Here is a 26,961-nt window from a genome sequence, read left to right on the forward strand (position 1 = left end):
TCCCTCACCGCCTTGCCGACCGACGACGGCTTTTTACACGTCCTTCCCGTATCGCAGACGACTGATGAACGGGAACAACCCATATGCGGGCGCTCCCGGCGTGGCTGGGGCCGGCCAGCCGTCGGCCGACCGAGAACTGACCGTCGACCAGATGGACGCACTCCGGCGGGCCGTCGCCGGCATCGTCTCGCGGACGGAGTCGTACCTCCCCGAGGGGTTCGCCGTCGGCTCGGAGCTCTCGACCGGGGCGAACGGACCGCTGGCGACCGTGGCCGTCCACCCGCCGGTCGGCCACCCCGTCAGCGCCGGTTTCTCGCCGGACGCCGACGACCTCGACGCCGGACTCACCGACGAGGACCGCAACGAGGTCGCCCGCGGGCTCGCCGCCAGCGCGGCGTTTCAGGTGATGAGCGCCGTCGGCGACGACCTCACGCCCGCCGCGCGGTAACCCCGACCGACCCCCGTCGCCGCCGGGGTCCGAGTGGCGACTGACGCGCGGTTGCGACCTGCCGGCCGATTTCTCTCCGTCGTTCCTCGTGTCCTGTGTTTCGTCGCCGAGTTCTCTCGTCACTTCAGAACGAGAACAATACACTTCACGGAGGCGGTCGAAAGGGAAGTATGGTTTCGATTTTCGACTACGCGGACGAGATTGGTCCGACGACGCTCATCATCGTCGGCTTCCTGCTGTTTGTCTTCCCCGAACCGGCGACTTCGGCTCTCGGCGCGGGACTGATGCTGTTCGGCGCGGCGTACTGGTTCTGGGAGTGGAACCGTCCCTGAGCGGACCCGAGCGAGCGAGTGACTCCGGCTTAGACGCTCCCGCGACGGCGGTTTCGACTGTCGTCGTCGCGGACGCGAGACGTAACGCCGTCGAGTGGGACGTCGGTCTCGGCGGTCGTCCCCGACCCACCGGCCGGACCGGGCACCGACCGCGGCGTCGCAACGAACAACCCGTAGGCGAGCACGGCCGCGGAGACGAGGCCGCTCGTTCCCACGACGAGCGAGAGCGGGAGCGGCGAGAACGTGCCGACCGCCGTCCCGACGAGAAGTGGGAGCGGCAATGTCGCGAGGATGGCGTCGTACCGCGTCGCTTCCGAGACGATGCTGTCGCTATGGGGTGTTCGTGTGCGCATGATACCACTCACAGACGAGTATGAACGTCTAAATATTAGTTATTTCGCCGGACGTGACGGCCCCGCGGGTCGCCTACTTCCCCCAGAAGGGGTCGCGCCGGCGGTGCTTTTCGAGGTAGCCCGACAGCGCTTCCAGTTCGTCGGTGGGGATGTCGTCGCGGAGTTCCTGTTCGAGAATCTTCGCGTGCTTTTCGGGGAGTTCGATCCAGAGCTCGTCGCCCTCGTCTATCTGCCGGCCGACCGTCGGGCCGTCGATGGCGACGCTGACGCGCGACCCCGCGCGGGCGCTCGACACGTCCTCGCCGTTCTCTTGGATGCCCGAGAGCTGGCCGACGCGGTTGGCCTCGCCGTCTTCCCACTTCACGACGTTCATGTTGTTCTTGATGGTCCCGGACATGACTTCGACGCCGACGACGGCGGGGTTGTTCTGCCGGAAGACGTGGTCCTGAAGGATGCGGAAGCGACACGGGCGGACGATTTTGTCGAGAATCGTCTCCTGTTGGGCGCGCTTCATCTCGTTGACGTGGTCTTCGTACTCCTCGACGAGCTGATAGATAACGTCGTCTTCGAACAGTTTCACGTCGTTCTTGTCGAGTTCGGCCTCGGCGTTCGAGAGCACGTCCACGTTGAACCCGAGGATGACCTTGTGTTCGGGTTCGCGGGCGGTCGAGGCGACGGCCACGTCGCGCGGAGCCACGTCGCCGACCTCGGCGCGGAGGATGGGGACCTCGGCCTCCTGTAAGGCGTTCGCCATGGCTTCGAGGCTGCCGAGCGTGTCGGCCTTGACGACGACGCCCTCCTCTTCGGTCGTGACTTCGATGTCGGCGAGTTCGGCTTCGACCTCGCGGATGACCTCGTCGAGGTCGCGGTCGCCGACGACGCGGACCGGCGCGCCGGCCATCGCGTCTTCGAGGTCGGGCGCGGCGATTTTCACACCCGCCGCGGCGCGGACCTCGTCGACCTTGTCGAACCGCTTTTCGGTGCGAATCTCGGCGTTCGGTCGGGGCTGGAGGAGCGCGCGGACCTCGGTGACGATGGGGTCGTTCGCGCCGCCGACGACGACGGTGTCGCCCGCGCGAATCGTCCCGTCGTAGAGGACCACGTCGAGGGTCGCGCCGAAGCCGCGTTCCTCCTTGACTTCGAGGACCGTCCCGGAGCCGGGACCGGCCACGTCGATGGCCATCTCGTCTTTCATGTAGCGCTGGGAGAGGCCCATCAGGACGCCCAGCAGGTCCGGGATGCCCTCGCCCGTGAGCGCGGAGACGGGGACGACGCCGATGTTGGACTGGAAGTTCTGGACGCGCCAGTAGAAGTCCGAGGAGAAGCCGCGGTCGGAGAGTTCGCCGATAATCTCGTACAGTTTCTCGTCGAGTTTCGAGCGGGCGCGCTGGGACTGTTCCTCGTACGTTTTCTGGATGGGTTCCCCCTCTTGGGGGTTCCAGCCCGGCGTCGTGTCTATCTTGTTCGCGGCCACGATGAACGGCGTCCCCGTTCGTTTGAGGATGTCGATGGCTTCCTCGGTCTGCGGCTGGAAGCTGTCGTTCACGTCGACCACGAGGATGGCGATGTCGGCGAGCGCCCCGCCGCGGGAGCGGAGGGTGCTAAAGGAGTGGTGACCCGGGGTGTCGATGAACAACAGCCCCGGGAGGTCGAAGTCCTCGGGTTTGACCAGACTGCCGGCCATCTGCGAGACGGTGTCTAAGGGGACCGCGGTCGCGCCGATGTGCTGGGTGATGGCACCGGCCTCACCCTCGCTGACGGCGGAGCCGCGAATCTTGTCGAGAAGACTCGTCTTCCCGTGGTCCACGTGGCCGAGGACGGCCACGATGGGTGTGCGAAGCGTATCGGATTGTGACGTCGAATCAGTGTCGGACATGAAGAATCGCCCCGGAGAAAGCTCTTACCGAAATCGAGTCGGTGACTCAAGTTAAGTCCATCGTCACGGCCGTGCGTACGTGTCTCACGATTTCGCCGTGTCGACTGTTCTCGCGGCCCGGAGGCGGATTCGGGCCGCCCGTCGGCCGCCCGTCAGACGTGCCCGTGCCGTTTATGTGAACCGACGAGGAAGGGGTGTGTATGGCCGACATACTCGCCGAGAACCTCTCCGGAAAGGCCGTCATGGGGTCCGACGGGACGGAACTCGGGATGCTGTACAACATCACGATGGATCTGAAATCGGGCGAACTTCACGATCTCCTCGTCCAGCCGAACGAGCAGGTGGCCCCGAGTCGCGTGGCGTTCGACCAGGACGACCGCGGTCGGTTCCGAATCCCGGTGAATCGCGTGCAGGCGGTCAAAGATTACATCGTCGTCCAACGGTAGTTCAAGGAGATTCTCAATGCGGATTCTCGACGCTTCTGCGTTCATCAACGAGTACCACACCGACGACGAGACGGCCTCGATTCCCCTCGTCAAGGAAGAACTCACCGGCGAGCACGCCTTCCGCTTCGACGCTCTCGAAGGCGCGGGCATGTACGTCCACATCCCCGGGCAGGGAACCGTGGACAAAGTGCTTCGCGCCGCGGGCGAGACTGGCGACCGCGACGTGCTCTCGGAGACCGACACGCGCCTCATCGCCGCCGCCTTCGAACTCGACGCGACGCTCGTCACCGACGACTACGCGATGCAGAACGTCGCCGAGCGGCTCAACGTCGGCGTCGAAGTCATCGCCCAAGACGGCATCGCTGAACAGCGGAACTGGAAGTTCCAATGTCAGGGTTGCGGCCGCGAGTTCGACGAGAACAAAGAGCGCTGTCCCATCTGCGGGATGGAGCTGTCGCGGAAGAACCCGGCGTAAGCCGGCCGACCGCTCGACTCGACTCGGCTGTCCGTCGTTCTTTTTTCAGACCATCCCGGTCGCCTGCGCGTAGCTCACGAGGAACTGGACCGCGTTGTACAGCCCGTGGACCAGCGCGGCGACGAGCAGGCTTCCGCTCTTCTCGTAGACGAGCGCGAGGACGCTCCCGAGGGCGAACACCATCCCGAGCGAGACGTACAGCCCCTCGCCGGAGAACGACCAGAGGTGAATCGACGCGAACACCAGACTCGACAGGACGACCGCGGGCGCGGGACCCCACAGCCGTCGGAGTTCGCCGAAGGCGATGCCGCGGAAGATTAGCTCCTCCGCCGGGCCGACGAGGACGATGGTGACGACGGTGAGATACAGGAAGTACACCGGGTTCTCGCGGCCCTGCTGGGCGATGACGCTGTCGCCGCTCTGGATGCCGAGCGCGGACATCAGCGCCGACGCGCCGAGGTAGACGCCCATCACGGCGACGAACCCGCCGGCAATCCACAGGGCGTCGCGCGCGGTCGGCCGCTCGAATCGAATCAGGTCCCAGTCGTCGCGCATGGAGAGGTAACCCGCGCCGACGACGCCGAAGCCGATGAACTGTCCGGCGCTCTGTATCGCGCCGATGAGCGCGGTGTCGCCCGGAACCACGCCGCGAGCGAGGCCGCCGGCGACCGAGCCGAACGTCGCGCCGACGAGGAGCGAGAGGGCGACGACGATGATGATGCCACCGTACGCTTGGAGGTGGTCTGCGGGGCTCGCAGACGCGCGGGCGGTGTCGTGTGCCATTGCCCTCCCTTTCGGAACGGGGTCGGATAACCGATTCGGGTCGGAGTACCCCACCGCCCGACGAACCGGCGCGTCTCCCGCTTCGGCGGACTGTCCCGTCCTCCCTACTGTCTCCGTCCCGCGATTATTGAATAGTTACGAACATTTAACTTATGTATTTATAGTCGATTGAGGCGTATTCTACCGCGACGATGCGGCTCGTTCACGTACTCATCCCGACCGGAAGCGTAGAGGCAGTTCTCGACGAGTTAGACAGCGAGGGCATCGATTACGCGGTCAGCGCGGAGGTCGGGAGGGGCGGGTACGACGCGCAGGTCTCGTTTCCAGTCCCGACGAGCGCGGTCGACCCGATACTGACGCGCCTCCGAGCCGTCGGCTTAGAGGACGACGGCTACACCATCGTGGTCTCGGCGGAGACGGTCGTCTCCAAGCGGTTCGAGCAGGTCAAAGCGAACTACACGGACCTCTCGCTGTCGCGTGCGGAACTCGTCTCGCGCGCCGAGGACATGGCCCCTCCGCTTTCGACGTTCGTGGCGATGACCATCGTGAGCGCCGTCGTGGCGACGACGGGTCTGCTTTCGAACTCCGCGGCGGTCATCATCGGCGCGATGATTATCGCGCCCGTGATGGGGCCCGCGATTTCGGCCTCCGTGGGGAGCGTCCTCTACGAGCCCAGACTGTTCCGCCGCGGGGTCGGACTGCAGGTTCTCGGCGTGGCGCTCGCCATCGCGAGCGGACTCGTTTTTTCGCTTCTCGTCAAGGAGACGCTGTTAGTCCCGCCGGGGTTCAACCCCATCGAGGTCCCGCAGGTCCAAGAGCGACTGACGCCGAACGTCCTCTCGCTCGTGCTCGCGGTCGGGGCCGGCGTCGCCGCGGTGCTCAGCCTCACCCGCGGGGTCTCGTCGGTCCTCGTGGGTGCCATGATTGCCGTCGCGCTGGTCCCGCCCGCCGCGACCGTCGGTATCGGCATCGCGTGGGACGCCCCGCTCGCGGTGGCGGAGGCCGGCACGCTCCTGCTCGTGAACGTCCTCGCGGTGAACCTCGTCGCGCTCAGCCTGCTGTGGCTGAGCGGCTACCGACCCGTCTCGGAAGCCCGGACTGACTCCGCCCGGAAGCGGACGCTCCAACTGCTCGGAATCATCTCCTTCGCGCTCATCGCGCTGGGCAGTATCCTCGCGTTCGTGAGCCTCCTGTCGGTCGCCGACGCGGAGTTCAGAACGGAGCTAAACGCCGAGATAGCCGACGTGCTCTCGCGCAACGAGTACCGGAACGTGCGACTCGTCGAGGTTCACATCGACGTGTCGCCGGTGCAGGGGCTCCTGTTCAGCGAGGAGCCCGAGGTAACGATTCTGGTCGATTCGCCGGGCGGCGTCCCGCCGAACGGCTTGGCCGAAGACGTTCGGACGGTCATCAGAGACGAACAGGGCTTCGACGTCATCGTCGTCGTCGAGGCCGTCGACGCGTCACTTCCCAGCGACGACGGGGTGACGGCGACGGAGCGCGTGGTCGGTCCCGTCCCGCGTCCCGCTTAGTCGCGGGGCGACCGCCTCACTCGACGACCAGCCGCGACTTCTCTTCGACCGCGTCCGCTTCCTCGAAGTCGCCGCCGCCGAGCAGGCCGCGGGCGGCGCGCTTGCCCCACTCGACCGCCGGCTGGATGAACGTGTCCACGCTGGCGAGTTCGCCGTAGAGGACGCAGGCGGCCTCCATCGCGTAGAGCAGTTCGCCGAGGCCGTACTCGTCCACGCGGTCGAGTTCGATGCGGACGTTCGGACAGCCGGCCGCGGCGAGGCTCGCCTCGGTCGCCTCGAACTCGGCGTCGAGCAGTTCGCCGAGCGACGAGCCGCCGAGGTACGCGAGGCCGTCGAGGTCGGTCTCGGGGATGGCCACGTCCTCGCGTTCCGTGGCGCGGACGAGCGTCACGAGTTTGTCGCGCGGGCCGGCGCGGTACAGTTGAAGCTGGGAGTGCTGGTCGGTCGCGCCGAGCGCCCGCAGGGGCGTCTGGCCGAGACCGTCCTTTCCGAGCGACTCGGCCCACAGCTGGGCGAACCACTCGGAGAACGTTTCGAGCGATTCCGCGTAGGGCATCATCGCGTTCTGCCGCAGGCCGCGCTCGGCGAGGGCGTAGGAGACCGCGCCGTAGGCGTACGCCGGCGAGTCGAAAAGCGAGTCCGACAGGCGCGCCTCCTGTGCGGCCGCGCCCTCCAGTACCGCCTCGATGTCGTGGCCGCAGAGGGCGGCGGCGGCGAGACCGACCGTCGAGAGGACGGAAAAGCGGCCGGGGACGCCGTCCGGGACGGGGAGCGACGGGAGGTCGTGCTGGTCGGCGAGGTCGCGGAGGTTGCCCTCCTCGCCGGTCGTGACGAACGTCCGGTCGGCCCAGTCGACGCCCGCGTCGGCCATGGCCTCCTGCACGACGAGGAAGTTCGCCAGCGTCTCGGCGGTCGTGCCGGACCGCGAGACGACGTTGACGACGGTCGACGCGAGGTCCAACGAGTCGAGGAGGCGCTCGACGGCCTCCGGGTCGACGTTGTCGAGGTAGTAGGCGTCCACGTCGCTTTCGAGCGCGTCGGTGAGGGTGGCCGCGCCGAGGGCGCTCCCGCCGATGCCGACGGTGACGACCGCCGAGGGGTCGTCGAACCGGCTCACCGCGTCGCGAATCGCCGCGGGGTCGGTGCTGTTCGGGAGGTTCAGCGATTCGTAGCCGTGTTCGCCAGCCTCTCGGCCCCGTTCGATGCGGTCGTGGGCGGCCGCGACGCGGCCGTCGAGTCGTTCGAGCGTCTCGCGCGAGACGCCGTGGGCCGACGCCGTGTCGAGGACGTTCCCGAGGTCTACCTGCATACAGGATGCCGCGTCGCCCGGCGTCAAAACGACACCGGTCGCTTTAATCGCGGCCGCTCCCAAGGGCGACCGATGGCAGACGACTACGGCGGCGTCATCGGCGCGTTCCCGTACGCCTTCCGGCACAGCGAGTCGTGGCTGTTCAAGTGCTACGTACTCGTCGGTGCCCTCGCGACGGGTGTCGTCTCGTTGTTCGTCGTCTTCGGACTCGTGGTGCTCATCGGCGCGACCGCCGGCGTCCCCGGTGGGTCGCTCACCCTCTCGCGGTCGTTCTACGTCCTCGTGGGGCTGTTCGTGGTCGCGCCGCTCGTCGCCCCGATACTGTTCGTCGCCCGACGACACCGCCGCACCGGGTCGAAACCGCGGTACGACCTGAGCCTCGCGCTCGCGGGCTTCGTGTTCATGCTGTCGGTGTACGTGGGGCTTCTCGCATCGGTGCCCGCGGAGCTTCAGACACCCGCCGAGCCGTTCACCGTGGGGCCCGTGACCGTCTCTGCGCTCGTTCCGGTCGTTCAACTGCTCTACGACCTCCCCGCAATCTACGGCCTCGTCCCGCCGGTCGCGTGCGCGGCGGGAATCTACGGGCTTCACCGACTGCTCCGATAACCGTTACCGGCTCGTTTTCTCCCCGCTCTAGCCTCAGCCGACTCGCGCCGCCAACTCGTCGCGGTAGCGGTAGACGACCGCCGAGGCGACGACGCCGACTCCCACGAGCAGCGCCACCGCCTCGTAGTTCGCCGCGCCCGCGCTCTGCCCGGCGGCCGCGGCGAGAGCGAACGTCGGCAGGCGACCGACGGCGACGAGGACGACGAGCGTCCGCAGTCGAAGCGGCGAGAGCCCGGCGAGCGCACAGAGCGCGTCGTCCGGGAACGCCGGCAGGAGAAACAGGACGAACAGGCCGGCGACGCCCCGGCGGTCGGCGAAGCCGTCGAACCGCGCGAGCGCGTCGTCGGCGACGAGGCGCTCGACCGCGGGCCGGCCGAAGCGCCGGGCGAGCAGGAAGACGATGGCGCTTCCGGCGACGACGCCGACCATGCTGTAGGCCGTCCCGGCGACCGTCCCGAACAGGTAGCCGCCGACGGCGGCGAGGGCTTGCCCGGGAATCGGCGCGAGAATCACCTGCAGCGTCTGGATGCCGACGAACACCAACGGAGCGAACGGGCCGGTCGATTCGACGGCCGCGCGGACCCACGCCGGGTCGGCGAGGCGCGGGACGAACACGGCGACGCCGACCGCGACGGCCGCGAAGGCGACTGCGATGGCCCCGACTCTGACGAGCGCCGCGTTCCGCGTCTCGGGCGAGTCGAACAGGCGACCGGTCACAGGAACGAGGCGGTCTTGAGTCGGGCGTTCAGCGCGTACTTCCGCAGGTACTGTCGGGCGGTCGTTCGCGTCCCTCGGGCGACGGTTCGCCCGGCGCGAATCCCGTCCAAGATGGCGTCGGTCGTGACGCCGCCGTCCGCCTCGACCGAGACGGCCGTGTACGCCTGTCCGACCAGCGCGGGCCGGTGCGCGTCGCTCCCGCCCGTGCCCGGGAGTCCCTGCCGGCGGGCGTAGCGCCGCGCCTGCCCGTTTCTGAACCCGGTGAGCGTGTGCGCGTTGTACACCTCGACGGCGTCAACGTCCCGAATCGCCCGCCGGGACGCGCCGTGTCGAAACGTCTGAAACGGGTGCGGCACGACCGCGAGCCCACCCGACTCGCGGACCGCCCGCGCCGTCTCGGAGAGCGGTCGCCCCGTCGCCGGCGGGTCGTCGACGCCGAGCGCGAGGAGGTGGCCGTCGCCCGTCGAAACTTCGACGCCGGGGACGACCCGGACGCCGTACTCGTGAGCGATGTCGAACGCCCGCGAGAGCGCCCCGACCGAGTCGTGGTCGGTGATGGCGACCGCGTCGAGGCCGACCGCCGCCGCGCGGGCCAACACCGCTTCGACCGACATCTCGCAGTCGTAGGAGGCGTCGGTGTGGACGTGGAGGTCCACCGCGAGCGTCTGCGGCCCCCGCGAGTCCTGCGCCGGACCGCTCATATCACGCCGAATTCGAGCGCGAGACAGCCGGCGACCGTCAGGACGCCGGCGACGCCGACGAGGACGTGCCCCGCGTCGGTTTTGTACGCTTTGTAGTCCGAGGTCATGAGCGGGCAGACCGCCACGATGGTCGCGCCCGCGACCCAGCCGTTCCACAGCGGGACGAACTGGAGGAGGAAGTAGTTCGCCAGCACGACGAGGTGCGTGTGGACGACCGTCGTCCCGTGGTAGTACGAGGTGCCGCCCTCGTCGCCGAAGCCCTCGCTGTTGTGGCGGATGAGTCGCAGGCCGCCGAAGGTGAGGACGACGAAGCCGACGACGGCGCTCACGACCGGGTTGGGAGCGAGCGCGACGTGGTACAGGAGCGCCGCCGACACGAGGTACGCGAAGATGTCGATGAAGGAGTCTATCTGTCGGCCGAACGCCGAGGCGGTCCCGGTCTTGCGGGCGTAGTAGCCGTCGGCCTTGTCGAAGGCGAAGCCGGCGAGAACGGCCACGATGGCCCAGTTCGGCTCGCCCGATACGAACAGTATCGCGCCGACCCACGCCCAGAAGAGCGCGCCCAGACTCAACCAGTCCGCGGCCCCGAGCCGCGAAATCATGTTCTCCCCCGTCGATGAGCGCACGACCTCGCTCGCCCGCGCGTCGACCGCGTCCAGCCTCCCGCGAAGTGCTGACCTGAGTTCGTCCGTCATGCCTGTCTGTCCGACACACTCGACCGATTGAGTATAAATTTAACCGCTATAGTATATATAAATCAAATATCTATATATCAACGTTCCCGAACGGAGCGCTCGGGACGGAACTGAGCGCTCTGTACCGCTATGAACGCGGTTTGACGCGCCGGCGACGCCACGGTCCGGCCCGGTAGTACGCCCGGGTCCGGGCGACTCGGAAGCCGACGCTCTCGAAGGTCCACTGCGAGGGTCGGTTGTCGCGGGCGACGAGCGCGTGGACCGTCTCGGCCCCGCGCTCGCCGGCGACGGCGACGGCCCGCGAGACGAGCGCGGTGGCGATGCCGCGGTTCCGCGCCTCGGGCGCGACGAACACCCGGCGGACGTAGCCCCCGGGGAAGGTCACGTCGGCCTCCAGCGGGTGGACGTGGTACGTCAGGCCGGGGTCGCCGAGAAAGAGATAGCCGACGGGGTCGGAGTCCGCGACTTCACCGTTCTCACCACCCCCGCCGTCCCTCTCGCCTCCCCCGGTGTCGAACGCGCACACCGCCGTCTCGTCGTCTCGAAGTTCGGAGAACGCGTCGTAGCGAGCCTCGAACCGCGTCGCCGCCGCGGGGTCGAGCGCGCGAATCTCGACTCCCGCCGGGGGGTCGCGGTCGGTGTCCGCCGCGTCGGCGTCCGCGACGTACTCGTCCATCTGCGTCGCCGTGAGTCCGCGAGCCTTGAGCGCGTCGTAGACGCGTCGGGCCGTCTCGGTCCGGGTCAACCGCCAGAGCGCGGGCATCGTCAGTCGCGTCGGCGCGCCGCGAGAAAAGCCCACCGTCGCCGTGGGTATAGGTGGCACACGCGGTCGAAAGCGCCCGAAACGGGGAAAAGGCCCGGTGGCTTACACCGGGTGATGACCGAGTCCGAGTCCGAGACCGAGTCCGAGCGAACGGGAACCTTTCTCGTCACCGCCGCCGACGAGGAGTCGGCCGTCCTGAAGGACGTTCACTCCGGGCAGGTTCACGCGCTCTCGTCGAACCCCGGCGTCTCCGAGGACGAAGCCGTCCGCGGGACCGTCGCGCCCGACCCGCCGATGAACGTCTCGTGGCAGCTCGTGGAGGTCGAGTCGCGCTGGACCGTCTCCGTCGAGCGCTCCACCGAGTCGCCGACGACGAACTCCCGCGACATCGCCGCCGACAACCCCGACGGCGAACTCGTCCGGGAGGAACGCGCCGGGACCGGCGAGATTCACGTCCTGTCGGTCCCCGACGACATGACCGAACAGGCCGTCGACGACATCCTCTCGGACCGCGAGGGCCTGCTCTCGCGGGCCGCCAGGCTCGACGTGAACCGCGTCGAAGTCCGCTCGCAACCGGGCGTCGTCGCGGTCCGCTACATGCCCTGAGTCGGGTCGGCCGCGCTCTCCACTCACTCGCCCACTCACCCACTCACTCACTCGCCCACTCACCCACTCACTCACTCGTCCGCTCGCGTTCTCCTATCGCTGTTCCGCCGTCGAGGAGACGGGACCGTCCGCGCTCTGGACGCACCACCCGCCGTGGACGCTCCCCTCGCGCTCGACGAACTCGACCGTCGTCTCGTCGCCGATGCGGGTCGCTCCCTCGGGGTCGAGTTCCTCCACGCGGAGCGTCAGCGTCAGCGAGTCGCCGCAACAGCCCACGTCGAGGAACTCCTCCCACTCGTCGCCCGGCGCGGCGGCCTCGTGGACCCGCCGCAGGTAGTTCACGAAGCGGTCGGCGGTCAACTGGTCGTAGCCCCACGCGCTGAGTTCGTCGGGGAAGGAGACGACCACGCGGGTCGCCGTCGGTTCGGTCGTCATAGTTCACGATTGTCGGCCAACGACTATGGGCCTGTCGCGGGTTCGTCACGCGCCCGTCAGACCGTTCTGCGGCCGAGGCCGTCCGCGGATAAGAAACCTTATTCGGCATCGCTCAGGACCGCAACCCATGGTTGAGTTTACGGTACCGGAGGTAGACTACACCCGGTACACGAATCGCCAACTCGTGGCCGTCCCCCTCGCGGTCCTCGCGGTGGCCCTCTTGGTCATCGGAGGGTGGTACGTCGCGACTGGTGCGCCGGTGAACCCGGGCGTCGATTTCACCGGCGGTACTGAACTCCGTATCGCAACGGATGCCCCGCAAAGCGAGGTCGCCGCGGCCTTCGACAGTCAGCCCGAATCGATTCGCTCCGTCGCGGCCGACGGAACCTACGTCGTGACGTTCCAGTCCGGGAGCGCGACGTCGACCGAACTCCAGACACAGGCCGAAGACGCCGGCTACGAAGTCAGATCTATCGACGCCGTCTCGGCTAACTTCGGCTCCGATACGCAACTGCTCGCGCTCGGCGGCCTCGGGGTCGCCTTCGCGGGCATGAGTATCCTCGTGTTCGCCATGTTCCGCTCGTTCGTCCCCTCCATCGCGGTCGTCGTCTCGGCGTTCTCCGACATCGTCATCCCGGTGGCGCTGATGAATCTCCTCGGCATCGAACTGTCGCTGGGGACCGTCGCGGCCCTCCTGATGCTCATCGGGTATTCCGTTGACTCGGACATCCTCCTGAACAACCACGTCCTCCGTCGGTCCGGTGACTTCTACGAGTCCACCGCGCGCGCCATGCGCACCGGTGTGACCATGACGCTCACGTCCATCGCGGCGATGATCGTCATGACCATCACGGCGACGCTGTTCGGAATCCAACTGCTCGCCGCTATCGGGACGGTCCTCGTCTTCGGCCTCACCGCCGACCTGATGAACACCTACATGCTGAACGTGACCCTCCTTCGCTGGTACAAGTTCGAGGGGGTGGCCCGATGAGCACGCTCCGCGACAACTGGCGGGTCATCTTCCTCGTCGTCGCCATCCTGCTTTCGACGTTCGCCCTCTTCTCGCCGACAATCGGGGGGCAGACCCCCATCGGCGAGGACAACAGCGCGACGAACCTCCAGTTCGGTCTCCAACTCGACGGCGGGACGCGCATCCGCGCGCCGCTCGTCGGCGTCACGGCCGAGGACGTCGAGTTCGAGGGCGATTCCGACCGCGTCGTCGAGCGACAGGTCGCCGCCCAGTTGGACGGTGCCGACGCCGCGGACGTCATCGCCCGCGTCGGCCCCGAGTCCAACACGGTCGAAGTGACCATCGAGAACGCCACGACCGACGACTTGGCCGCCGCGCTCGATGCCGCGGGCTACGCCCACGGCGAGGTCAGAGAGGGCGTCACCGAGACGACTCGCGCCGAGACGGTCCGCGTCCTCCAGTCGAAAATCAACGAGGCCGGTCTCTCCGGCGGGACGGTCCAGCAGGTGACCACGGCGACGGGCGAGCACTTCATCCTCGTCGAGGTCCCCAACCGCGACCAGTCCGACGTCGTCGACCTCGTCGGCGAGCGCGGGACGGTCCAGATCGACATCTACTACCCGACCTCGCAGAACGGCACCCGCGTGTACGAGACGCGCGAGGCCGTCCTGACGCAGGCCGACTTCACCTCCATCGGGACCGCACAGGAGTCCCAGGTCGGAAGCGGGGCGTTCGTCCCCGTCTCCGTCCGCGACGAACCCGCACAGGAGTTCCAGACCGCCGTCGTCGAGACCGGTCTCGCACAGAACGGCGGGACGCAATGTACCTACATGGAAGACGGCAGACAGAACACGACCGAGGGCTGTCTCCTGCTCGTCGTCAACGGCGAGGTCGTCAACGCCTTCGGGATGAGCGACGGACTCGCCGACACCATGCGGGCCGGCGAATGGGCCGGCGCGCCGAGCTTCCAGCTCCAGACGCGCAACACGTCCGAGGCGCAGGAAATCGCCATCAACCTCCGCGCCGGTGCGCTCCCGGCCAAGCTCGACCTCTCGGGCGAGGACAGCGGCACCTCGTCGTACATCTCCCCGAGCCAGGGTGAGAGCTTCAAGTTCAACTCGCTCATCACGGGTATCATCGCGGTCCTCGCGGTCGCCGGCGTCGTCTTCATCCGCTACGGCAAACCGCAGGTCGCCCTGCCGATGATCGTCACCGGCCTCTCCGAGGTGTACGTCCTCCTCGGGTTCGCCGCGGCCATCGGCTACCCGCTCGACCTCTCGGTCATCGCCGGCTTCATCGCCGTCATCGGGACCGGGGTGGACGACCTCATCATCATCGCCGACGAGGTGATGGCTGAGGGCACCGTGAAGTCGCGGAAGGTCTTCCAGTCGCGGTTCCGTCGGGCCTTCTGGGTCATCGGCGCGGCCGCCGCGACGACCATCATCGCCATGAGCCCGCTCGCCGTGCTCTCGCTCGGCGACCTCCAGGGCTTCGCCATCTTCACCATCCTCGGCGTCATCGTCGGCGTGCTCGTCACCCGCCCGGCGTACGGTGACATCCTCCGAATCCTCCTGACCGAGGACCGCTGAGGCCGACGCCGCCTTCGGCCGACGCGCTTCTTCTCGTTCGCCCGTTACGCTTCGCCCTTCTGCTCCCCACGTGATTCTCGCAGTTGATAGTTCTCTGACTCTCTCGGGCGTTCTCTATTTCAGAATCAACAGACAGCGGTGATTTCGGTCGTCCCCATCGGGGCGGACTCGCCGATAGAATCATATAGACTGTCTATAAAATATTGAGTGAAGCGGCAACCAAGCAACCGCCGCCCGTCGGTAATCACGGTGCACGCACTCCACTCATGGACGATACGACACTTCGACACGACGACATGGACGCGACGACGACTCGACCGGCCGCCACGCGGCGGTCCGCCTCCGCGGACGACGAGGAGTTCGTCGCAATCGTCGTCCCGTACGACGACGCACCTGACGAGTGCACCATCTTCCCCGCAGGACTCTCCGAAGACGAGTTGCTGACGACGTGGCTCTCCGCGCAGGAAGGCGCGTACGTCTCGCTCGCCGAGATGCGGTAAGCCGTCTCCGCGACTCGCCTTCGAACCGCCCCGCCCCTCCCCTTTTTCGAGCGCCGGTCCCGCGACGCCTCAGAAATCTCCCAGCGACGACTGTTCGTGTGCGGCCATGAGGTCGGCACACGTCGACCACGACTTCCGCGCGCAGTCCGGCAGAATACCGTGTTCGCGGACGTACTCCCGCAGGAACTCGCGGGTCGTCCCGTCGCTCGGGTAGCCGCTCCCCACCTCGCCGTACTCGTCAGCGATGGCCTCGACCCGGCGGTCGCGTTCGACCTTCGCCACGATGCTCGCCGCGCCGACGATGGCGTGTTCGTCGTCCGCGCGGTGCTGGGCGTGGACCTCGACCGAGACGCCCGTCTCGGCCAGTCCCTCGCGGACGCGACGGCCGAATCTGGACTCGCTCACGTCGCCCGCGTCGCAGACGAGTTCGTCGGCGTCGGCGGCGACTTCGGCGGCCGCTTCGACCTGCGCCCGGACGGTCAGCAGGTTCATGTCCGTCTCGGGGTCGTCGATGGTCTCGGGTTCGACGAACGCGACGCCGACCGAGATGTCGTCGCGCTCTCGCAACTCTGCGGCGAGTTCCTCGCGCCGCTCGGGGGCGAGTCGCTTCGAGTCGGCGATTCCGTCCGGGAGGGCGTCGGGGTCCCCTCGGACCGCCGCGGCGACCATCGGACCCAACACGGGTCCCTTTCCGGCTTCGTCGACGCCGATGTGCATACCTCGTCGGGTGTCGCGGGCGAGAATTAGAGATTGCGGTCCGCGACGACGCTCGCAGAGGTCCCCCGGGTTTCCGTTCAGTCCTTGAAGAACTCGTCGTCCTCGAACGGTTCGTCCTCGCCTTCGACTGCAATCACGTCGAGTGCGGTGACGACCGCGCCCGTGTCGAGAATGCCGGCGAGACTCGGGTTCGTTCGCCCTTCGTCGCCGGAGACGAGTTCCTTGATGTAGAGGCCGCCCTCGCCGTGGACTTCGACGGTCGCGTGGCGCGCGTCTTCGAGGTCGCCGGTGGCGTCGTAGACGTGGCGGGTGCGGGTGATGCTCGCGCGGCGGTGGTCGACGCGGTGGGGGGTGTACTGCTCGATGGTCGCGCCGGTGAGTTCGTCAAGCGCGGCCTGCAGTTCCTCGTCGGTCACGTCGTCGTCGAACTCGACGGCGGCGCGGTACTCCTTGCTCGCGTCGAGTTTCTTCACGCGCTCGACCATGTCGTAGGTGGCGAGGCGGAGCCCCTCGACCTCGATTTCGCCGTCGGCCATCGCGTTGATGTCGCCTTCGAGCTGTTCGACGTCGATGGTCCGGCGACGCGGTTCCATGATTTCGACCACGAACGGCCGGCCCGTGCCGAGCATGAGCGCGTCCACGTCCTCGCGGCCCGCGCCGTGGAACTTCGCGTCGACGCCGTCCATCACGTCCGTCACGACGGGGGCGACGAAGCCCTCGACGCTGTCCTCGTAGAGGTAGCCCGACCCGCCGCAGTAGTCGCAGGGCTCTTTGCCTTTGTAGCCCGACCCGTCGCACTCGCGGCAGGGCCACTCGGTCTGCGGGATGTCGCGGGCGAGTTTCCGGTAGCGCCCGTAGACAAACGCGGAGTTGAGTTGCGCTTCGACGGTGTCGGCTTCGATGTCGAGGAGGAACTGCACGTCCGGGCGGGTGAAGTCCACCTCGGTGCCGGTGAGCCGGCCCACGCGCTTTCCGACCTCGCGGTTGAACTCGGATTTGAACAGTTCGCCGGCGTCCTCGGGGAGTCCCGCGCCCTCGCGGAGGAGCAGTTCGTTTTCCTCAACGAGCGGCGGCGCGCGGGTGCCGACCTGGTACGTCTCGACTTCCACGTCTTCGATGGCCTCGGCGCAGCGTTCGGCCCACTCGTCGAACTCGGCGCAGGCCCCCTCGCAGACCCAGCAGTCCTCGGTCTCGACGGCCTCGTAGGGCTCGTCGTCGTCGAGGGCGGCGGCGACCCGGAGCGACTTGCCCCGCTCGGCGTTCGTCAGCCCGAAACTGCGCTCGGCGAAGGCCCGGCCCAGACAGGCGTCGCAGACCGGCCCGCTCTCGGCGAGCGCTCGCGCGTCCTCAAGGATGCTCATGTTCGGTCTCTATCGGGGCGCGCGTAACTAGCTTACTTTGTTCGGCGCGTCGCCGCTCGGTCGTTACCGCTCGGTCGTCGCCGCAGTCGTCGCAGCCGTGGCGTCGCTCCCGAGTGACCCGCCACCGCGATGCTTTCTCAACGGTCTCTCAACGGCTTCGCTGACGCCCTCGCCGACCTCCACTCGAACTGAGACGTTTGTCAACACGACCCGAGTGGAGTGCTATCTCGGCTCCGAGAAATTTGATGTACGGCGGCGTGGTAGCCGCTTCAACACCTGGGTCTACGGTCGATATCTCGTGTCTATCAATACGCAAACGAATCGGACGCTCGCACTGTTCGCGACTATCGCGGTCCTCTGGGGGACCTCGTTCATGGCTATCGAGGTCGGCCTCGACGCCCTCCCGCCCGTGCTGTTCGCCGCCCTCCGGTACGACGTGGCCGGCGTCGTGCTGTTCGGCTACGGTCTGCTCGCGGCGGAGGACTGGCGACCCCGCGGCCGCGACGAGTGGGTCGTCGTCTTCGTCGGCGGCACGCTGCTCATCGGCGCGCACTTCTCGCTTCTGTTCTCCGGCCAGCGGTACGTGACGAGCGGCGTCTCGGCCATCGTCATCAGCCTCGCGCCCGTCCTCACGCCGCTTTTCGCGTGGCCGATGCTCCCCGAGGAACGCCTCGACGCGTTCGGCTTCCTCGGCGTCTTTCTGGGACTGGCCGGAACGGTGGTCATCGCCCTCGCGTCCGGGTCGGTCGGCGGCCAACTCCTCGGGGTCGTCCTGCTGTTCCTCGCCGCCGCGGCGTGGGCGTTCGGCTCGGTGCTCGTCAAGCGCCTCCCCGGCAACCCGCCCGTCGTCGCCATGCAGTCGTGGATGATGCTCCTCGGGGCGGGCATGCTCCACGTCACGAGCCCCGTCCTCGGCGAACCCGGCCTCGCGAGCGTGGCGTGGACGCCGGTCGTCGTCGCCGCGCTCCTGTTCTTGGCCGTGCTGTGTAGCGCGGTCGGCTTCATCGCCTACTTCGTCCTGCTCGACCGCATCGGCGCGGTCGAAATCAGCCTCGTCAACTACGTCACGCCGGTCGTCGCCGCCGTCACCGGCTGGGCGTTCCTCGGCGAGCACATCGGCCCCGCCACCGTCTCCGGCTTCGCGCTCATCCTCCTCGGCTTCGCGTTCATGAAGCGCGACGCGCTCGGCCCGCTGGGTCGCCGTCTCGGCGTCCGCGTCGGCCTCGTCGCGCCCGAACCGGCGGCCGACCCGGACAGTCTGCCGGCCGACGACTGAACGCGCTCTCGTCGGCGACCCCGCGGCTGTCGCAGGTCTGTCGGAGGCTCGTCGCTTCCAGCGTCACGGCGCGAATCTCGACCCGTCTTCGAGTAGAAAAAAGCTCGCCACGTCCGACGCCGGCGTCCCCGTTGGCGTCGGTCGTCGTCCTCAGTTGCTGGTCTCGTTGTCCGACGACGTGGTCGTCTCGTTCGTCGTCGTGACCGTCTCGTTGGCGGCCGTCGTCTCGGTGACCGTCTCGTTCGTCGCGGTTTCGTTCGTCGTCGTCTCGTTCGTCGTCGTGGTCGTGGTCTCCTCGGCGGCGGCCTCGCGGGTTGCGAGGACTTCTTCGGCACCCGCGCGGCCGACCCAGACGACCTCGACCGTCGAGTCGCTCTCGGCGGACTCGATTTCGAGGAAGTTACCGACCGAGACGGGGTAGTCCTGTCCTTCCTCGCCGTCGGCGACCCACGTCGCGGTGCGCTCGTCGTCGACGGTGACGTAGACCTCGTCTGTTCCCTCGTCGGTGATCTTCTCGCCGCCCATGTGAACGACGCGGAGGACACCGCTGTTCGTGCGGAAGGTGAGTTCGGGGTCCGGAACCTCGGCCGGTTCGACGTCGGCCGTCGTCTCGCCCGTCGTACCGTCGCCGGTCTCGTTGCCCGTCTCGTTACCCGCGGTCGGCTGCGACCCGGAGCCACCGCCCATACAACCGGCGGTGGTGAGGAGGGCTCCCGTCGCGGCGACGCTCTTCAGGAAAGTTCGTCGTTCCATACACGGTGATTTGCAAGCTCGTATATATGTCTTGTAGTTTACAGTTTGGGGCTGGATAACCAGTCTCACACCCGGTTTGGTTATTTTGTTTTTCAGACAGTTACAATAGTCCCACCTGTCCGAGCACCCAGAGGGCGACGAGCGCGGTGGCCGCGCCGAGCGTGACGAGCAGGAGGGTGATGGCGGCCACCGCGGCCAAGAGGAAGCGCCGGTCGGCCGCCGCGGCCTCGGGAGAGACGTCGTCGTATCGGGCTTCCAACAGCCGGACGTTTCGGGCGTTGGCCTTCCACGCCGCGTCGAACACGTCGCCCACGAGCGGGAGCGACCCGACGGTCGCGTCGAGGACGACGTTGCCGAGCATCCGCGCGAGCGTCGCCCGCGGAACGCCGAGCATCGCGGCCTCGACGAGGATGTACGCCGAGAGCGCCGAGGCCGTCGCGTCGCCGATACCCGGCACCAGTCCCAGTATCGGGTCGAGGCCGATGCGGTAGTTCGTCCCCGGAATCTCGAACGCCTCGTCGAGGTAGAAGCTCACGGCGCGGAGTCGCGCGAGGGTCTCCTCGTCGGCGACGCCCGCCGACTCGAAATCGACGACTGCGTCGGGTTCCAGCGGTTCGTCGCCATCGCCGTCGCCGGCGCTCGCCGCCGCGGGCGTCGTGGGGGTGTTCGAGGAATCGTTCACACGCGTCGAGTCGCGCGGGCGGAACTTGAGGATAGCGTCGCTCGGGGTCGAACCGAGTCGGAGTCTACCGCGTCGTGCCGCGAAAAAAGAACGCGACGCGTCGCCCCCACGGTTCGGGCGAGCGCGTCTCAGAGCTACGAAACCGGACGCCGTCGTGTGACCAAGCCGGAAACCGGGGCCGACGGCGGAACCCCCGAGATGGAACTGGTGGCCGAGCTTAGAGGCCCACCTCCATCGCGCGCTCGACGACGCCCGCGCCGTAGCGTTCTTCCAACTCCTCGTGTTGGTCCGGGCGGTGTTCGTACACGTCTTGGAACAGGCTGATGGGCGTCATCGCGGCCTGATAGGTCGCCTCGTCCCACATCCGGTCCTTGGCGATGTCGATTTCGGTGCCGCCGATGCGGAGCGTCGCCGACTGGGTCATGGCGATCGCGCCGCGGCCGGCCTCCTTGGCCGCCTCGAACTCCTCCATGGAGTCGACGATGTCGTCCATGCTCGGGACGTACGAGGTCAGGCCGAGCAGTTCCTCGCGGAGTTCGTCGGCGGTGAGTTCCCGCGTGTCGCCGCCGACGCGGAGTTCGTAGCCGCCGTCGGTGGCTTCGAGCGAGAGGCGGTCGCCGTCGTACACCTCGACGCCGTCCTCGGACGCGAGTTCGACCTCCTCGCCGTCCGCGTCGAGGAGCCAACTGCCGGTCTTCGGCGGGAGCGGCGAGGTGTTGGCCTCGACGACCTGCCCGGGGGTGAGCGACCAGATGCCGAGCATCCCCTTCGCCTGGTTCTCGGTCATGCGCTCGTGGTAGCCCTCCACGTCGCGGATGTCGTCGTAGGGGCCGTCCACGGCGATACAGCCGGCGGCGCTGGCCCCGCGGGAGGTGTTGTGTCGAAGCTCCGGCCACGCCGGGAGTTCGCCGGTCGGCGTCATGGCGCGCATGTCCTTCGTGTAGTCGACCTCGCCGTCGACGAGGAGGAACAGCCGTTCGAGGTTGTTCGTCGGCTTGCCCATCTCGTCGCGGAGGTCGCCCATGGCGAGTTCGGCCTCGCCGCTCTCGATGATGACCGACATGGCGAGGCTCCCCTCGTCGAGCCCGTGCTCGTTCTCGACGATGGTGAACCACTCGTCGGCCTTCTTCCAGTCGTCGATGCCGCCGACCTCGGGGATGACGAAGCCGTCGATGTGCTCGACCGCGCCGTTTTCGGGGTCGGTGATTTCGAGCATGTGCTGGAAGCCCTGATACCGGGTCTCGGGGCTGTCGCGGTGCCAGACCATCCGGGGGTGAATCTCCCCGGGGAACTCCGAGCCGTGTTCGGAGATGACTTCGATGATGTTCGCGGCTCCCTCGTCGCGCATCGACGGCGCGGTGGCGTCCTCGTTGTCGGGGACCCACACGTCGGGCGCTTGCATCCCGCGGAGGCCGGCCGCCCGTCGGAGCATCTTCGCGGAGTCGTCTTCGCCCTCGACGGCCGTCGGCGAGGTGAAGAACGTCCGCACGAACTCGCGGTCGTGTCTGCGCTCAGTCATCGTCGTTGCTCGTGATGGGGTCGGCCTGCTCCTCGCTGAACCCTTCGGACTCCTCGATGCGCCGGCGCGCCTCGGGGTCGAACTGCGTCTCGATGTCCTGATACCGCGAGACGAACGACAGTTCGTGGTGGCTCTCGGTCGGGTGGTCGAGGTAGCGCTGTTCGAGGTCGAACTGGCCTTCCTCGTCCTGTTCGGCGAGCTTCTTGAAGTCCTCGTAGACGGCGTGCGCGCCCGAGTGGAGGCCGAACAGCGTGATGAAGATGTACTTGTAGCCGAGGTCGCCCAGCTCTTGGAACGTCAGCGGGTCCTCCTCTTCGGACCACGCGAACGACGACGAGTAGTTGAACGCGAGCTTCAGGTCCGGATGCGTCTCGTGAATCTCCTCGGCGTAGGCGACGGCGTCCTCGCGCGAGGGGTTCGGCATCTCGGGCCAGACGATGTCGACGCCGGCGTCGGCGTAGATGCGGCCGCGCTCGACGTGTTCGTCCCAGTCACCGTTCGAGGAGCCGTAGGCGTCGGTGCGGGCGATGACGACCGTGTCCTCCGACTGCTTGGCGTCGACGGCGGCCTCGAAGCGAGCCTTGGCCTTCTCGCGGGAGACGATTTGCTTGCCCGCGATGTGGCCGCAGCGCTTGGGCGTCGTCTGGTCTTCGATGTGGACGGCGGCGACGCCGGCCTTCTCGTACTCGCGGACGGCGCGGCGGACGTTGTGGATGCCGCCGTAGCCCGTGTCGCAGTCGGCGATGACCGGCAGGTTCGTCGCCTCGACCATGCGCTTTGCGTTCTCGACCATCTCGGTCATCGTGACCATCTCCAGGTCGGGGAAGCCGAACTGCCCGAGGACCGTCGAGTAGCCGGACATGTAGGCGGCGTCGTGGCCCGTCATCTCGGCGAGGCGGGCGTCGAGCGCGTGGTACATGCCGGGGGCGAACACGAAGTCCTGCGTGTTCAGCATCTCCCGCAGTTCGCGGGCCTTCTGGTTGTCAACATCCTGTGCGAAGACGTCGCTGTCGAGTTCGGTCGGGTTCATTGGGTGTCGGTGGGCTGCATCGTTCGCTCGATACGGTTCAGTTGGGCGCGGAGCGCGGCGAGTTCGCGCCGAATCGTCGTCATCTCGTCGTCCGCACCCGGCTGTTGGATGAAGGGGACGAGCGGCGCGTCCATGTTCTCCTCGTTGTTGGGGTAGCGCCGCGCGGCGGGGGGACGAGTCGTCGTCGAGCGAGTGGTGGTCGGCGTGCGGGTCGTCGTGTCGGTTCGGGTCGTGTTGTCGCGGTTTGTCATCGGTTACGTCGGTGGGGTCGGCGGTCGGTAGCGGTCGGTTCGAGTCGCGGTCGTCGAGCGGTCGGATGCGTGGTGTGCTGCGGATACTACCATCGGATGTCTCCTCACCCGGTTCGACTGCCGAGTCGTACAAATAGTTAATGATTGATAATGATAATATTAGTTAATGACTTAGTTCTGTACAGATGGATATTAGGCCCTAATTTGATACGTCATAGCATACCATAATCTCTCCCGGGTCGGATGCGACCGCGTCGGTTCTTCCCGGCAACCGGGCGTGCCACGCCGTGACGGGGCGTTCCTCGGACACTACGCTTAATCGCGTCCACGCCCGACGACGCACCAGCGAATGGCATCTGCGATTGAGATACGCGACTTGACGAAGTCCTACGGCGACGTCCGCGCCCTCGACGGCGTCGACCTCGACGTTCCGGAGGGGTCGTTCTTCGGGCTGTTGGGGCCGAACGGGGCGGGGAAGACGACGTTCATCAACATCCTCGTCGGCCTCGTCCGCAAGACCGGCGGCGAGGCGAGCGTCTTCGGCTACGACGTGGAAGACGACTACCGCGAGGCCCGCGACCGCATCGGCCTTGCGCCCCAGGAGTTCAACGTGGACCGCTTTTTCCCCATCCGGGAGGTGCTCGAACACAAGGCGGGCTACCACGGCATTCCGCACGACGAGGCCCGCGAGCGCGCCGACGAGGTGCTCAAGCGCGTCGGCATCTACGACAAGCGTGACACCCGCTTCGACTGGCTCTCCGGCGGGATGAAACGCCGCTTCATGCTCGCACGGGCGCTCATCACCGACCCCGACCTGCTCATCCTCGACGAGCCGACCGCCGGGGTCGACGTGCAACTGCGCCACGAACTCTGGGAGACCATCGTCGACCTCAACGACAGCGGGACGACCATCCTGCTCACGACTCACTACATCGAGGAGGCAGAACGCCTCTGCGACGAGGTCGCCATCCTCGACTCCGGGTCCGTCATCGAGGTCGCCAGCCCCGAGGAACTGATGGACCGCGGCACCGACGACATCGTCGTCCAACTCCGCGACCCGCCGACGGCGGTGCCCGACTTCGCGGCCGACGACGACCGCGTCGAGGCCGTCGAACTCGACGGTACTCGCCTCGTCGTGACGGCACAGCAGGGCGGTCTCGTCGCCCCCGACGTGGTGCAGGCGCTCGACCGACAGGGCCACGAAATCGTCGACCTCGAAATCTCTCGCACGTCGCTCGAAGAGGTGTTCGTCGAGATGACGAGACAGGGTGAGGGCCGCGCCACCGCGGAGGTCGAACAATGAGTCTCACGAGCCTCGACGTGACCGGCTTTTACGCCCTGCTCCGCCGCGAAGTCCTCCGGTTCGTCCGCCGCCCGCGCAACACGTTCGTCCCGCCGTTTATCACGAACGTGCTGTACTTCTCCGTGTTCGGCGTCATCCTCGGCGAGCGCATCAACGAAATCGCGGGCGTCCCGTACATCCTGTTTATCCTCCCCGGCCTCATCGTCCTCGGGGCCGTCTCCAACGCCTTCGAGAACGCCTCCTTCTCTATCTTCCACGGCCGCTGGAACCGCTACATCGAGGAGGCGCTCACCTCGCCGCTGTCGTACACCTCGATGGTCGGCGCGTACGTCCTCTCCAGCGCGACCCGCGGGGTGCTCGTCGGCGCGCTCGTCGCCCTCATCGGGATGGTCTTTACCACCGTCGGCGTCGCCCAACCGTTCTATCTCGTCGCGTTCATGCTCATCATCACCCTGCTGTTCGCGGGCCTCGGCGTGGTCGGCGGCCTCTGGGCCGACGACTTCGACGACCTGACGATGATGAACCAGTTCATCCTGCGCCCGCTGGTGTTCTTCGGCGGCGTCTTCTACTCGCTCAACGAGATTCCGGCGACCTTCCAGCAGGCGTCGCTCCTCAACCCGATGATATACATGGTCAACGGCGTCCGCTACGGCTTCCTCGGCGTCACCGAGGTGGACCCGAACCTCTCTCTCGGCGTGCTGACGGCGCTCACGCTCGGGGTCGTCGGCCTCAACGTTGTACTGTTCCGGCGGGGCTACGGCCTGACTGACTGACGCCAATCGAGAGGCATTCAGGCGACAGCGACTCGCCGCAGTCTGCTTATTTCGCCTCGTCGCCCCCGTTCTTGTCTGAATGACTGTCTTTTCCAATGACAAGTGTTTTGACAGACGCTCTAGAAGTCACGTCCGCAGTATGGTATCAAAACCCTCCTCCGCGGCGTCGGCGCGGACCGTCTCGGTCCTCGCCCTCGTCGCGGCCGTCCTGGTTGGAGCATTCCTCGCCCCCGTCGTCTACGACGCGGCCGCGCCCACCCCCGACAGGGTCGCGGTCATCTCGGTCGACGGGACCATCACCTCCTACACAGCTGACCAGCTGGAAGAGGACCTCCACGAAGCGCGAGAGAACGAATCGATAAAGGCCGTCGTCCTGCAGGTCGACAGCCCCGGCGGCTCTGCCGCCGCCTCCGAGCGGATGTACTTGGCGGTCAATCGGACCGCCCAAGAGATGCCCGTCGTTTCGAGCGTCCAAGGAACGGGCGCGTCGGGCGCATATTACGCGATGCTTCCCTCGGAGAACATCTACGTGACGCCCTCGTCGGTCATCGGGAGCGTCGGCGTCCGCGGCTCGGCTCCCATCGGGGGCACGTCGAGCGAAATCCGCACCGGTCCCGACAAGGCGTCGATGACCCTCGACCACCGCGAAGCGCAGATTGAGACGCTGAAGCACGCCTTCGTCGGTAGCGTCATGGACCACCGCGGCGACGAACTCTCGCTGTCGCGCGAGGAGGTCGCCTACGCGAAGGTCTACACCGGCGCTCGCGCCACGCAGAACGGCTACGCCGACGACATCGGTACGCTCCAGACGGCCATCGACCGCGCCGCCTCCGAGGCCGGCCTCGAAGACTACGAGGTCGTCGAGAAGGAACCGCCGACCCGCTCGGGAATCATCCTTCTCAGCTCGCAGAACGGCAACTCGACGGTCGTCATCGAAGAGAGTCCCATCGGCTACGACGGCGTTCGCGCGCCGCAGTTCCTGATGGTGTACGGGCAAGTGCAGTACGAAGATGAGGTGATCGGTAATGTCTCAGCGTAACTTACTCGGCGGGACGGTCGTCTTCGCGGTCGCGCTCGGCCTCATCTTGGTCGGAGCCGCGGTGGCACCCTACGCCTTCCAACTCGGCGGTAGCGCCCCGGCAGACACGGAGAACGCCGCGAAACAGGCGTTCGACGCGGACGAACTCGTCGCCACGCCCGGCCCCGAATCGGGCGACGTGACGATGGACTCGAACGCGGAGCCGAAGACCGTCCTCATCGACGTAGGCCACGAGAACGACGTGAGCGAATCCGACATGCAACCGCTCGTCGACGCGCTCGTCGCCAACGGCCATCAGGTGAAGTACCTCACCCGCGAGGACGCCCAGCGAGACTTCAACGGCTCGCTCCGCGGGGCCGACGCCTTCGTCGTCGTCAACCCCGAACAGCCGTACACCGGCGACCAGCTCGCCGGCCTGCGGTCGTTCGAGGACGCCGGCGGCCGCGTCGCCCTCCTCGGGGACCCGCAGTCCGCGGGCACGACGAGCGTCCTCGGTCTCATCACCGTCTCGGTGTCGTCCGGGACCACCGGCGGCGACGCCGGGTTGACCTCCGACTACGGGGTCTCGTTCGGTTCCTCGTCGCTGTACAACATGCACGACTACTACCTCAACTACGAGAACGTCTACGCCACGCCCGAGGGCGAAACCGCCCTGACCGAGGGCGTCGACGAGGTCGTGTTCCGCGACGCCGCGCCGCTTTCGGTCTCGGCCGACAGCGTCTCGCCGGCGCTCGTCTCCGGCGGCGAGACCCGCGTCGAGTCGATTCGAAAGACCGGCCCGTACACGGTCGCCGCCCAGAGCGAGACGGTCGTCGCCATCGGCGACGCCGACTTCCTCGCGCCCGAATCGGCCTACGAGGCCGACAACGAGGTGCTCGTCGGCAACCTCGCCGACTTCCTCGTCTCCGGCGACAAGGAGGCCGGCGCGCCCGCTTCGGCCACGCCCGAATCAGGCGGCGAGCCCGGTTCGGCACCCGGACAGGGAACTGCCCCGACTCCGGCGTAACCGAACCGCATCAACGCGTATCGACGCGACCGGGCTCCCCGTCTCAGCCATCGCGGGTGGCCGGTCGCTCGACGCCGACACCCAGCCATCAACAATCAACGACGCGGCCGAAGCC

At 67.3% G+C, this 26,961-nt stretch carries 31 protein-coding genes; 15 read left to right on the top strand and 16 right to left on the bottom strand.

Annotated elements, in window-relative coordinates:
- The first annotated feature begins 64 nt into the window (after positions 1 to 64).
- Together AUR65_RS08250 and AUR65_RS19930 are read left to right on the top strand one after the other, a co-directional pair.
- The gene (locus AUR65_RS08250) at positions 65 to 448 is read left to right on the top strand and encodes a DUF5811 family protein (RefSeq protein WP_058566386.1); all 384 of its coding nucleotides are present in this window, start codon (positions 65 to 67) and stop codon (positions 446 to 448) included.
- 170 nt (positions 449 to 618) lie between these two features.
- On the top strand, positions 619 to 780 hold the full coding sequence (locus tag AUR65_RS19930) for a hypothetical protein (RefSeq protein WP_006601142.1): 162 nt from the start codon (positions 619 to 621) through the stop codon (positions 778 to 780).
- A 29-nt stretch (positions 781 to 809) separates the two neighbouring features.
- On the opposite strand, the gene AUR65_RS08255 is transcribed toward AUR65_RS19930, so the two are convergent.
- Both AUR65_RS08255 and infB read right to left on the bottom strand, forming a co-directional pair.
- A complete protein-coding gene (locus AUR65_RS08255) occupies positions 810 to 1,133 on the bottom strand; it encodes a hypothetical protein (RefSeq protein WP_058566387.1) in 324 nt (107 codons plus the stop codon).
- Positions 1,134 to 1,206: 73 nt separating this feature from the next.
- Entirely contained in the window at positions 1,207 to 3,009 is a 1,803-nt protein-coding gene (gene infB, locus AUR65_RS08260) for a translation initiation factor IF-2 (protein ID WP_058566388.1), read from the bottom strand.
- A gap of 200 nt (positions 3,010 to 3,209) precedes the next feature.
- On the opposite strand from infB, the gene AUR65_RS08265 reads away from it, so the two are divergent.
- Positions 3,210 to 3,455, top strand: coding sequence for a PRC-barrel domain-containing protein (locus tag AUR65_RS08265; protein WP_008096388.1), 246 nt, complete (start codon positions 3,210 to 3,212; stop codon positions 3,453 to 3,455).
- Between the two features lie 16 nt (positions 3,456 to 3,471).
- Positions 3,472 to 3,930: an NOB1 family endonuclease gene (locus AUR65_RS08270; protein WP_058566389.1), complete on the top strand. Its 459-nt coding sequence runs from the start codon at positions 3,472 to 3,474 to the stop codon at positions 3,928 to 3,930.
- Positions 3,931 to 3,975: 45 nt separating this feature from the next.
- Here the strand turns inward: AUR65_RS08270 and AUR65_RS08275 are convergent, their stop codons facing one another.
- Positions 3,976 to 4,713, bottom strand: a complete 738-nt coding sequence (locus AUR65_RS08275; protein WP_058566390.1) for a CPBP family intramembrane glutamic endopeptidase — start codon at positions 4,711 to 4,713, stop codon at positions 3,976 to 3,978.
- Positions 4,714 to 4,904: 191 nt separating this feature from the next.
- On the opposite strand from AUR65_RS08275, the gene AUR65_RS08280 reads away from it, so the two are divergent.
- A complete protein-coding gene (locus tag AUR65_RS08280) occupies positions 4,905 to 6,245 on the top strand; it encodes a TIGR00341 family protein (protein ID WP_058566391.1) in 1,341 nt (446 codons plus the stop codon).
- Between the two features lie 16 nt (positions 6,246 to 6,261).
- Here AUR65_RS08280 and AUR65_RS08285 read toward each other — a convergent pair whose 3' ends face one another.
- The gene (locus AUR65_RS08285; RefSeq protein ID WP_058566392.1) at positions 6,262 to 7,554 is read right to left on the bottom strand and encodes a hypothetical protein; all 1,293 of its coding nucleotides are present in this window, start codon (positions 7,552 to 7,554) and stop codon (positions 6,262 to 6,264) included.
- Between the two features lie 72 nt (positions 7,555 to 7,626).
- Between AUR65_RS08285 and AUR65_RS08290 the strand changes: the two genes are divergently transcribed.
- The gene (locus AUR65_RS08290) at positions 7,627 to 8,160 is read left to right on the top strand and encodes a hypothetical protein (RefSeq protein WP_058566393.1); all 534 of its coding nucleotides are present in this window, start codon (positions 7,627 to 7,629) and stop codon (positions 8,158 to 8,160) included.
- A 33-nt stretch (positions 8,161 to 8,193) separates the two neighbouring features.
- Here the strand turns inward: AUR65_RS08290 and AUR65_RS08295 are convergent, their stop codons facing one another.
- The 4 genes from AUR65_RS08295 to AUR65_RS08310 form a co-directional block, all read right to left on the bottom strand.
- Positions 8,194 to 8,877 carry a TVP38/TMEM64 family protein gene (locus AUR65_RS08295; RefSeq protein WP_058566394.1) on the bottom strand — a complete coding sequence of 228 codons (684 nt, stop codon included), beginning with the start codon at positions 8,875 to 8,877 and terminating at the stop codon, positions 8,194 to 8,196.
- Positions 8,874 to 9,578 (bottom strand): CehA/McbA family metallohydrolase, encoded by a 705-nt coding sequence (locus AUR65_RS08300; RefSeq protein ID WP_058566395.1) that lies wholly within the window; start codon positions 9,576 to 9,578, stop codon positions 8,874 to 8,876. The genes AUR65_RS08295 and AUR65_RS08300 overlap by 4 nt, the downstream gene beginning before the upstream one ends.
- Entirely contained in the window at positions 9,575 to 10,273 is a 699-nt protein-coding gene (locus AUR65_RS08305) for a CDP-alcohol phosphatidyltransferase family protein (RefSeq protein ID WP_058566396.1), read from the bottom strand. Before AUR65_RS08305 ends, AUR65_RS08300 begins: the two co-directional genes overlap by 4 nt.
- A 127-nt stretch (positions 10,274 to 10,400) precedes the next feature.
- Complete coding sequence (locus AUR65_RS08310) at positions 10,401 to 11,036, bottom strand: GNAT family N-acetyltransferase (RefSeq protein WP_058566397.1); 636 nt, start codon at positions 11,034 to 11,036, stop codon at positions 10,401 to 10,403.
- Positions 11,037 to 11,150: 114 nt separating this feature from the next.
- Between AUR65_RS08310 and AUR65_RS08315 the strand changes: the two genes are divergently transcribed.
- Entirely contained in the window at positions 11,151 to 11,642 is a 492-nt protein-coding gene (locus tag AUR65_RS08315) for a DUF5812 family protein (RefSeq protein ID WP_058566398.1), read from the top strand.
- A 93-nt stretch (positions 11,643 to 11,735) separates the two neighbouring features.
- Here AUR65_RS08315 and AUR65_RS08320 read toward each other — a convergent pair whose 3' ends face one another.
- Positions 11,736 to 12,077, bottom strand: coding sequence for a hypothetical protein (locus tag AUR65_RS08320; RefSeq protein WP_058566399.1), 342 nt, complete (start codon positions 12,075 to 12,077; stop codon positions 11,736 to 11,738).
- Between the two features lie 127 nt (positions 12,078 to 12,204).
- On the opposite strand from AUR65_RS08320, the gene secF reads away from it, so the two are divergent.
- From secF to AUR65_RS08335, 3 genes are all read left to right on the top strand, one after another.
- Positions 12,205 to 13,068 carry a protein translocase subunit SecF gene (secF, locus tag AUR65_RS08325; RefSeq protein ID WP_058566400.1) on the top strand — a complete coding sequence of 288 codons (864 nt, stop codon included), beginning with the start codon at positions 12,205 to 12,207 and terminating at the stop codon, positions 13,066 to 13,068.
- Complete coding sequence (secD, locus tag AUR65_RS08330; protein WP_058566401.1) at positions 13,065 to 14,636, top strand: preprotein translocase subunit SecD; 1,572 nt, start codon at positions 13,065 to 13,067, stop codon at positions 14,634 to 14,636. Before secF ends, secD begins: the two co-directional genes overlap by 4 nt.
- A 266-nt stretch (positions 14,637 to 14,902) precedes the next feature.
- The gene (locus AUR65_RS08335; RefSeq protein WP_058566402.1) at positions 14,903 to 15,136 is read left to right on the top strand and encodes a DUF7511 domain-containing protein; all 234 of its coding nucleotides are present in this window, start codon (positions 14,903 to 14,905) and stop codon (positions 15,134 to 15,136) included.
- 69 nt (positions 15,137 to 15,205) lie between these two features.
- Here the strand turns inward: AUR65_RS08335 and rnhB are convergent, their stop codons facing one another.
- Positions 15,206 to 15,853 carry a ribonuclease HII gene (rnhB, locus tag AUR65_RS08340; protein ID WP_058566403.1) on the bottom strand — a complete coding sequence of 216 codons (648 nt, stop codon included), beginning with the start codon at positions 15,851 to 15,853 and terminating at the stop codon, positions 15,206 to 15,208.
- Positions 15,854 to 15,930: 77 nt separating this feature from the next.
- A complete protein-coding gene (locus AUR65_RS08345) occupies positions 15,931 to 17,214 on the bottom strand; it encodes a tRNA pseudouridine(54/55) synthase Pus10 (protein WP_058566404.1) in 1,284 nt (427 codons plus the stop codon).
- Between the two features lie 298 nt (positions 17,215 to 17,512).
- Here AUR65_RS08345 and AUR65_RS08350 point away from each other — a divergent pair, with 298 nt between their 5' ends.
- A complete protein-coding gene (locus AUR65_RS08350; RefSeq protein WP_058566405.1) occupies positions 17,513 to 18,490 on the top strand; it encodes a DMT family transporter in 978 nt (325 codons plus the stop codon).
- Between the two features lie 150 nt (positions 18,491 to 18,640).
- Here the strand turns inward: AUR65_RS08350 and AUR65_RS08355 are convergent, their stop codons facing one another.
- From AUR65_RS08355 to AUR65_RS08375, 5 genes are all read right to left on the bottom strand, one after another.
- A complete protein-coding gene (locus tag AUR65_RS08355) occupies positions 18,641 to 19,243 on the bottom strand; it encodes a twin-arginine translocation signal domain-containing protein (protein ID WP_058566406.1) in 603 nt (200 codons plus the stop codon).
- Between the two features lie 100 nt (positions 19,244 to 19,343).
- Positions 19,344 to 19,925 carry a DUF4112 domain-containing protein gene (locus tag AUR65_RS08360; RefSeq protein ID WP_058566407.1) on the bottom strand — a complete coding sequence of 194 codons (582 nt, stop codon included), beginning with the start codon at positions 19,923 to 19,925 and terminating at the stop codon, positions 19,344 to 19,346.
- 217 nt (positions 19,926 to 20,142) lie between these two features.
- On the bottom strand, positions 20,143 to 21,444 hold the full coding sequence (gene aceB, locus AUR65_RS08365) for a malate synthase AceB (protein ID WP_058566408.1): 1,302 nt from the start codon (positions 21,442 to 21,444) through the stop codon (positions 20,143 to 20,145).
- The gene (gene aceA / locus AUR65_RS08370; protein WP_058566409.1) at positions 21,437 to 22,474 is read right to left on the bottom strand and encodes an isocitrate lyase; all 1,038 of its coding nucleotides are present in this window, start codon (positions 22,472 to 22,474) and stop codon (positions 21,437 to 21,439) included. The genes aceB and aceA overlap by 8 nt, the downstream gene beginning before the upstream one ends.
- Entirely contained in the window at positions 22,471 to 22,725 is a 255-nt protein-coding gene (locus tag AUR65_RS08375; RefSeq protein WP_058566410.1) for a hypothetical protein, read from the bottom strand. Before AUR65_RS08375 ends, aceA begins: the two co-directional genes overlap by 4 nt.
- Before the next feature lie 349 nt (positions 22,726 to 23,074).
- Here AUR65_RS08375 and AUR65_RS08380 point away from each other — a divergent pair, with 349 nt between their 5' ends.
- The 4 genes from AUR65_RS08380 to AUR65_RS08395 all read left to right on the top strand — a co-directional run bounded on the left by AUR65_RS08380 (position 23,075) and on the right by AUR65_RS08395 (position 26,846).
- Positions 23,075 to 24,028 carry an ABC transporter ATP-binding protein gene (locus AUR65_RS08380; RefSeq protein WP_058566411.1) on the top strand — a complete coding sequence of 318 codons (954 nt, stop codon included), beginning with the start codon at positions 23,075 to 23,077 and terminating at the stop codon, positions 24,026 to 24,028.
- On the top strand, positions 24,025 to 24,801 hold the full coding sequence (locus tag AUR65_RS08385) for an ABC transporter permease (protein WP_058566412.1): 777 nt from the start codon (positions 24,025 to 24,027) through the stop codon (positions 24,799 to 24,801). The genes AUR65_RS08380 and AUR65_RS08385 overlap by 4 nt, the downstream gene beginning before the upstream one ends.
- Positions 24,802 to 24,940: 139 nt before the next feature.
- Entirely contained in the window at positions 24,941 to 25,840 is a 900-nt protein-coding gene (locus tag AUR65_RS08390) for a S49 family peptidase (protein ID WP_058566413.1), read from the top strand.
- Positions 25,827 to 26,846: a hypothetical protein gene (locus tag AUR65_RS08395; RefSeq protein ID WP_058566414.1), complete on the top strand. Its 1,020-nt coding sequence runs from the start codon at positions 25,827 to 25,829 to the stop codon at positions 26,844 to 26,846. Before AUR65_RS08390 ends, AUR65_RS08395 begins: the two co-directional genes overlap by 14 nt.
- Positions 26,847 to 26,961 lie beyond the last annotated feature (115 nt).

Source organism: Haloferax marisrubri (assembly GCF_001469875.2).
Taxonomy (GTDB): domain Archaea; phylum Halobacteriota; class Halobacteria; order Halobacteriales; family Haloferacaceae; genus Haloferax; species Haloferax marisrubri.